Source organism: Streptomyces niveus (genome assembly GCF_001723055.1).
Lineage (GTDB): Bacteria > Actinomycetota > Actinomycetes > Streptomycetales > Streptomycetaceae > Streptomyces > Streptomyces niveus.
In genome coordinates, this window is the sequence record NZ_MDCR01000413.1 from 308 (window position 1) to 5,117 (window position 4,810).

The following is a 4,810-nucleotide window of genomic DNA, read 5'->3' on the forward strand; positions in this document are numbered from 1 at the left end:
ATCTGCCGGAGACGGCCGCCGAGACCGAGGCCACCACCCCGGCGGCCGCGAACCGGCTGCTGCACGCGCGGGAGGCGGTGGCCGAGCGGTTGCCCGACCTCGCGGACGCGGATGTCCTGCACGAGCGGCTGCGGGAGCTGACGGAGACGGTGTCCGCGCCGGCCGTCGCGAGCGCGCCCGCGGTGCGGGTGAGCAGTGAGCGCCGCGCCAAGTTCTGGACCCGGGCCGCGATCGCCGTCACCGTGCTGATCATCGGGGCGACGGCCTTCACGGTCGTCACGGCGCCGAGGCAGTACGAACCGACGCCCGCGCCCGGTCAGCGAGTTGGCGGTGTACCGGCGCCGATGGGGCCGCAGAAGCTCAGCCGGCAGGACCTGAAGCTGCGCGCCAAGCTCCGTGACGTGCCGATGAACGGGCCGGAGCGGCTGGTGCCCCGTATCCCCTGAGACAGGCAGGCACGTGAGACAGGCACGCGCGTGGGCCCGCACCACCTGAAAGGTGCGGGCCCACGCGCGTTGTGCAGCAGTACAACTGCCGTACTCCGTACGACCGTACCGCCTGGTGTCAGCCCGCGAGAATGGCTCGGGCGAGACCGGCCGTCTCGGTCGGGGTCTTGCCGACCTTGACGCCCGCCGCCTCAAGGGCTTCCTTCTTGGCCGACGCGGTGCCCGACGAGCCCGAGACGATGGCGCCGGCGTGGCCCATCGTCTTGCCCTCGGGCGCCGTGAAGCCCGCGACATAGCCGACGACCGGCTTGGTCACGTGCTTGGCGATGTAGTCGGCCGCGCGCTCCTCGGCGTCGCCGCCGATCTCGCCGATCATCACGATGAGGTCGGTGTCGGGGTCGGCCTCGAACGCCTCCAGGGCGTCGATGTGCGTCGTACCGATGACCGGGTCGCCGCCGATGCCGACCGCGGACGAGAAGCCGATGTCGCGCAGCTCGTACATCATCTGGTAGGTCAGCGTGCCGGACTTGGACACGAGACCGATGCGGCCGGGCTTGGTGATGTCGCCCGGGATGATGCCGGCGTTGGACTGGCCGGGCGTGATGAGACCGGGGCAGTTCGGGCCGACGATCCGGGTCTTGTTGCCCTTGCTCGACGCGTACGCCCAGAAGGCGGCCGAGTCGTGCACGGCGATGCCCTCGGTGATGACGACGGCGAGAGGGATCTCGGCGTCGATGGCCTCCACGACGGCGGCCTTGGCGTGGGCCGGGGGCACGAAGAGGACGGACACGTCGGCGCCCGTCTTCTCCATCGCTTCCTTGACGGAGCCGAAGACCGGAACCTCGGTGCCGTCGAAGTCGACGGAGGTACCGGCCTTGCGCGGGTTGACTCCGCCGACGATGTTGGTGCCGTCAGCGAGCATGAGCTTGGTGTGCTTCATGCCGGTGGCACCGGTCATCCCCTGGACGATGACCTTGCTTTCCTTGGTCAGGAAAATAGCCATGGTGTTGGTGACCTTTACCTTTACTTCGCAGCCGCGAGCTCGGCGGCCTTGTCGGCCGCGCCGTCCATGGTGTCCACGCGCTGTACGAGCGGGTGGTTGGCGTCCGACAGGATCTTGCGACCCAGCTCCGCGTTGTTGCCGTCGAGGCGAACGACCAGGGGCTTGCTGACGGTCTCACCCTTGGACTTGAGCAGCTCCAGGGCCTGGACGATGCCGTTGGCGACCTCGTCGCACGCGGTGATTCCGCCGAAGACGTTGACGAAGACGGACCTGACGTCCGGGTCGCCGAGGATGATCTCCAGGCCGTTCGCCATGACCTCGGCCGAGGCGCCGCCGCCGATGTCGAGGAAGTTGGCGGGCTTCACGCCGCCGTGGGCCTCGCCCGCGTACGCGACGACGTCGAGGGTGCTCATGACGAGCCCCGCGCCGTTGCCGATGATGCCGACCTCGCCGTCGAGCTTGACGTAGTTGAGGTTCTTCGCCTTGGCCGCGGCCTCAAGAGGGTTGGCCGCGGCCTTGTCCTCAAGAGCCGCGTGGTCGGGCTGGCGGAAGTCGGCGTTCTCGTCGAGCGAGACCTTGCCGTCCAGCGCGATGATCTTGCCGTCACCGGACTTGATCAGCGGGTTGACCTCGACGAGCAGGGCGTCTTCCTTGATGAAGACGGTCCACAGCTTCTGGAGGACGTCGGCGACCTGGTCGGCGATCTCGGCCGGGAACTTGGCGGCCGCGACGATCTCGGCGGCCTTCTCCGGGGTGCAGCCCTCGTTGGCGTCGACCGGGATCTTGGCGAGCGCGTCGGGGTTCTCCTCGGCGACGACCTCGATCTCCACGCCGCCCTCGACGGAGGCCATGGCCAGGAAGGTGCGGTTGGTGCGGTCGAGGAGGAAGGAGACGTAGTACTCCTCCGCGATGTCCGCCGTCTGGGCCAGCATCACCTTGTGGACCGTGTGGCCCTTGATGTCCATGCCCAGAATGGCGTCGGCCTTGGCGACCGCGTCGGCCGGGTCGGAGGCCAGCTTCACGCCGCCGGCCTTGCCTCGGCCACCGACCTTGACCTGCGCCTTGACGACAGCCTTGCCGCCGAGACGCGTCGTCACCTCGCGCGCCGCCTCAGGCGTTTCGATGACTTCACCGGCCAGCACCGGTACACCGTGCTTGGCGAAGAGGTCCCTCGCCTGGTACTCGAACAGGTCCACGCGCGTCCGTCCCTTGTCTGTCTTCTAAGATTCGCAGTGATCGCGGTTCGTAATCTGCGTGGGCGTGCCGCGATGGGCAACGTGACTGCACGTGTCACAAGGAAGGCGCAGACGGAGGTCCCGGAGCGCGGCATGTCCGTCTCGCAGGTTATCCCCGAGGGCCGTCGACCCCTAAATCACAGATCACCCCTGAGCGGTGATACCTGTCACAGACGGGCCGGACACGGCCTAGGAGCCGGTCGCCGTGTCCGGTATCGGTAGGGGGCGCTTCTCGATCGCCGCCGCCATCACCTCCGGGAACAGGTCCGGGGTGCAGGCGAAGGCCGGGGCGCCGAGTGCGGCCAGCGCCGCCGCGTGGTCGCGGTCGTAGGCGGGCGCGCCCTCGTCGGACAGCGCGAGGAGCGCCACGAACTGCACGCCGGACGCCTTCATCGCCGCGACCCGCTTCAGCATCTCGTCGCGGATCCCGCCCTCGTACAGATCGCTGATCAGGACGACAACGGTGTCGGCGGGGCGGGTGATCTGCGACTGGCAGTAGGCGAGCGCGCGGTTGATGTCCGTGCCGCCGCCGAGCTGGGTGCCGAACAGGACGTCGACCGGGTCGTCGAGCTGGTCGGTGAGGTCGACCACGGCGGTGTCGAAGACGACGAGGCGGGTGGAGATGGAGCGCATCGAGGCGAGGACCGCGCCGAAGACGGAGGCGTAGACGACGGACGCCGCCATCGACCCGGACTGGTCGATGCAGAGGACGACCTCCTTCTTCACGGACTGCGAGGCGCGGCCGTATCCGATGAGGCGTTCAGGGACGACCGTGCCGTACTCCGGCAGGTAGTTCCGCAGATTCGCGCGGATCGTGCGGTCCCAGTCGATGTCCCGGTGGCGCGGCCGGTTGATCCGCGCGGAGCGGTCGAGGGCCCCCGTGAGGGTGGCGCGGGTGCGGGTGGCGAGCCGCTTCTCGATCTCGGCGACGACCTTCCGTACGACGGCGCGCGCCGTCTCCTTGGTCGTCTCGGGCATGGCCTTGTTGAGCGAGAGGAGCGTGCCGACGAGATGGACGTCCGGCTCGACGGCCTCCAGCATCTCCGGCTCCAGCAGGAGCGCGGAGAGTCCGAGGCGCTGGATCGCGTCGCGCTGCATGACCTGGACGACGGAGCTGGGGAAGTACGTGCGGATGTCGCCGAGCCAGCGGGCGACGGAGGGGGCGGAGGCGCCGAGGCCCGCGGACCGGTTGCCGCCGGCCTTCCTGGACGTGCCGGTGCCGCCGCCTCCGTAGAGGGCGGTCAGCGCGCCGTCCATGGCGGCGTCCTGGCCGGTCAGCGCGCGGCCGGTGCCGTCGGCGGAGTCGCCGCCGAGGACCAGCCGCCAGCGCCTCAGCCGCTCGTCGGCCGCGTCGTGCGTCGTCATCGGGCCACCCCCGCGAGGTCGTTGTCGTGATCGATCCGGTGATCGGGGTCGGGGTCGGGGTCGCCGAGGAGCAGGCGCAGGACGGGGAGGACCGCGTCCGCGCGGGTCTCGTCGACGGCGGCCCCGAAGCCGGGGATCCCCGCCTCCGCGCGGTCGGGCCGCGCCCCGCCGCCCGCCGGTCCGCGCCGGACCAACTCGCCGAGCGTGCGGCGGACTCCGGGCTCGTACGCGGAGAACGTACGGCGCAGCAGGGGCAGCACGTCGGTGAACGAGGCGGCCGGCACCCCGGTCAGCCAGGTGTCCACGAGGGCGAGCAGCCGCTCGTCGTGGACCAGGAGCATGCCGCCACCGGAGGCTCCTCCGACGAACCCCTCGATCCAGGCCGCCGCGTCGGCCGGCGGTGCGCCGGGCGACAGGGCGAGGCCCATGAGCCGCGCGGCCTCGTCCTCGGGGAGGCGTCCGTCGTCCAGGAGCAGCCGGGTGGCCCTGCCCCGGATGACGCCGGGCACGGTGTCCCGCGCTGCCAGTTTCCGCAGCACGGCGGCCCAGCGACCGGACAGGTCCCCGGCGGGGCGATGGGGGGCGGCGGGCAGGAGGCCGATCGCGGTGTGGACGCCGTCGAGGTGGGCTCTCATCTCGGCCGCGCCGTCCGCGTCGAGCGCGGCGCAGGCGGGCGGCAGCCCGACGCAGACGCGCTCGGCGAGCCCGGCGGCGACCTCGCCGAGGGCGGCCGTGTCGGTGGACCGCACGTCGCCGTAGCG

At 70.9% G+C, this 4,810-nt stretch carries 4 protein-coding genes and 1 pseudogene; 1 reads left to right on the forward strand and 4 read right to left on the reverse strand.

Annotation, left to right across the window (positions count from 1 at the left end):
- Positions 1-446: pseudogene (locus BHU15_RS38850) on the forward strand (DNA-directed RNA polymerase sigma-70 factor); the annotation flags it as partial.
- A gap of 118 nt (positions 447-564) precedes the next feature.
- On the opposite strand, the gene sucD reads toward BHU15_RS38850, so the two are convergent.
- From sucD to BHU15_RS35060, 4 genes are all read right to left on the reverse strand, one after another.
- Positions 565-1,449 (reverse strand): succinate--CoA ligase subunit alpha, encoded by an 885-nt coding sequence (sucD, locus tag BHU15_RS35045; RefSeq protein WP_069630817.1) that lies wholly within the window; start codon positions 1,447-1,449, stop codon positions 565-567.
- A 20-nt stretch (positions 1,450-1,469) separates the two neighbouring features.
- Positions 1,470-2,645 (reverse strand): ADP-forming succinate--CoA ligase subunit beta, encoded by a 1,176-nt coding sequence (gene sucC, locus BHU15_RS35050; RefSeq protein ID WP_023539232.1) that lies wholly within the window; start codon positions 2,643-2,645, stop codon positions 1,470-1,472.
- A 228-nt stretch (positions 2,646-2,873) separates the two neighbouring features.
- Positions 2,874-4,049 carry a VWA domain-containing protein gene (locus BHU15_RS35055; RefSeq protein ID WP_069630818.1) on the reverse strand — a complete coding sequence of 392 codons (1,176 nt, stop codon included), beginning with the start codon at positions 4,047-4,049 and terminating at the stop codon, positions 2,874-2,876.
- The coding region (locus BHU15_RS35060) for a DUF5682 family protein (protein ID WP_255293286.1) at positions 4,046-4,810 on the reverse strand (765 nt) is incomplete at its 5' end. The genes BHU15_RS35055 and BHU15_RS35060, both read right to left, overlap by 4 nt.

Coding starts and splice junctions, on each gene's coding strand:
- sucD (WP_069630817.1), bottom strand. CDS start 1,449: ATGGCTATTTTCCTGACCAAGGAAAGCAAGGTCATCGTCCAGGGGATG.
- BHU15_RS35055 (WP_069630818.1), bottom strand. CDS start 4,049: ATGACGACGCACGACGCGGCCGACGAGCGGCTGAGGCGCTGGCGGCTG.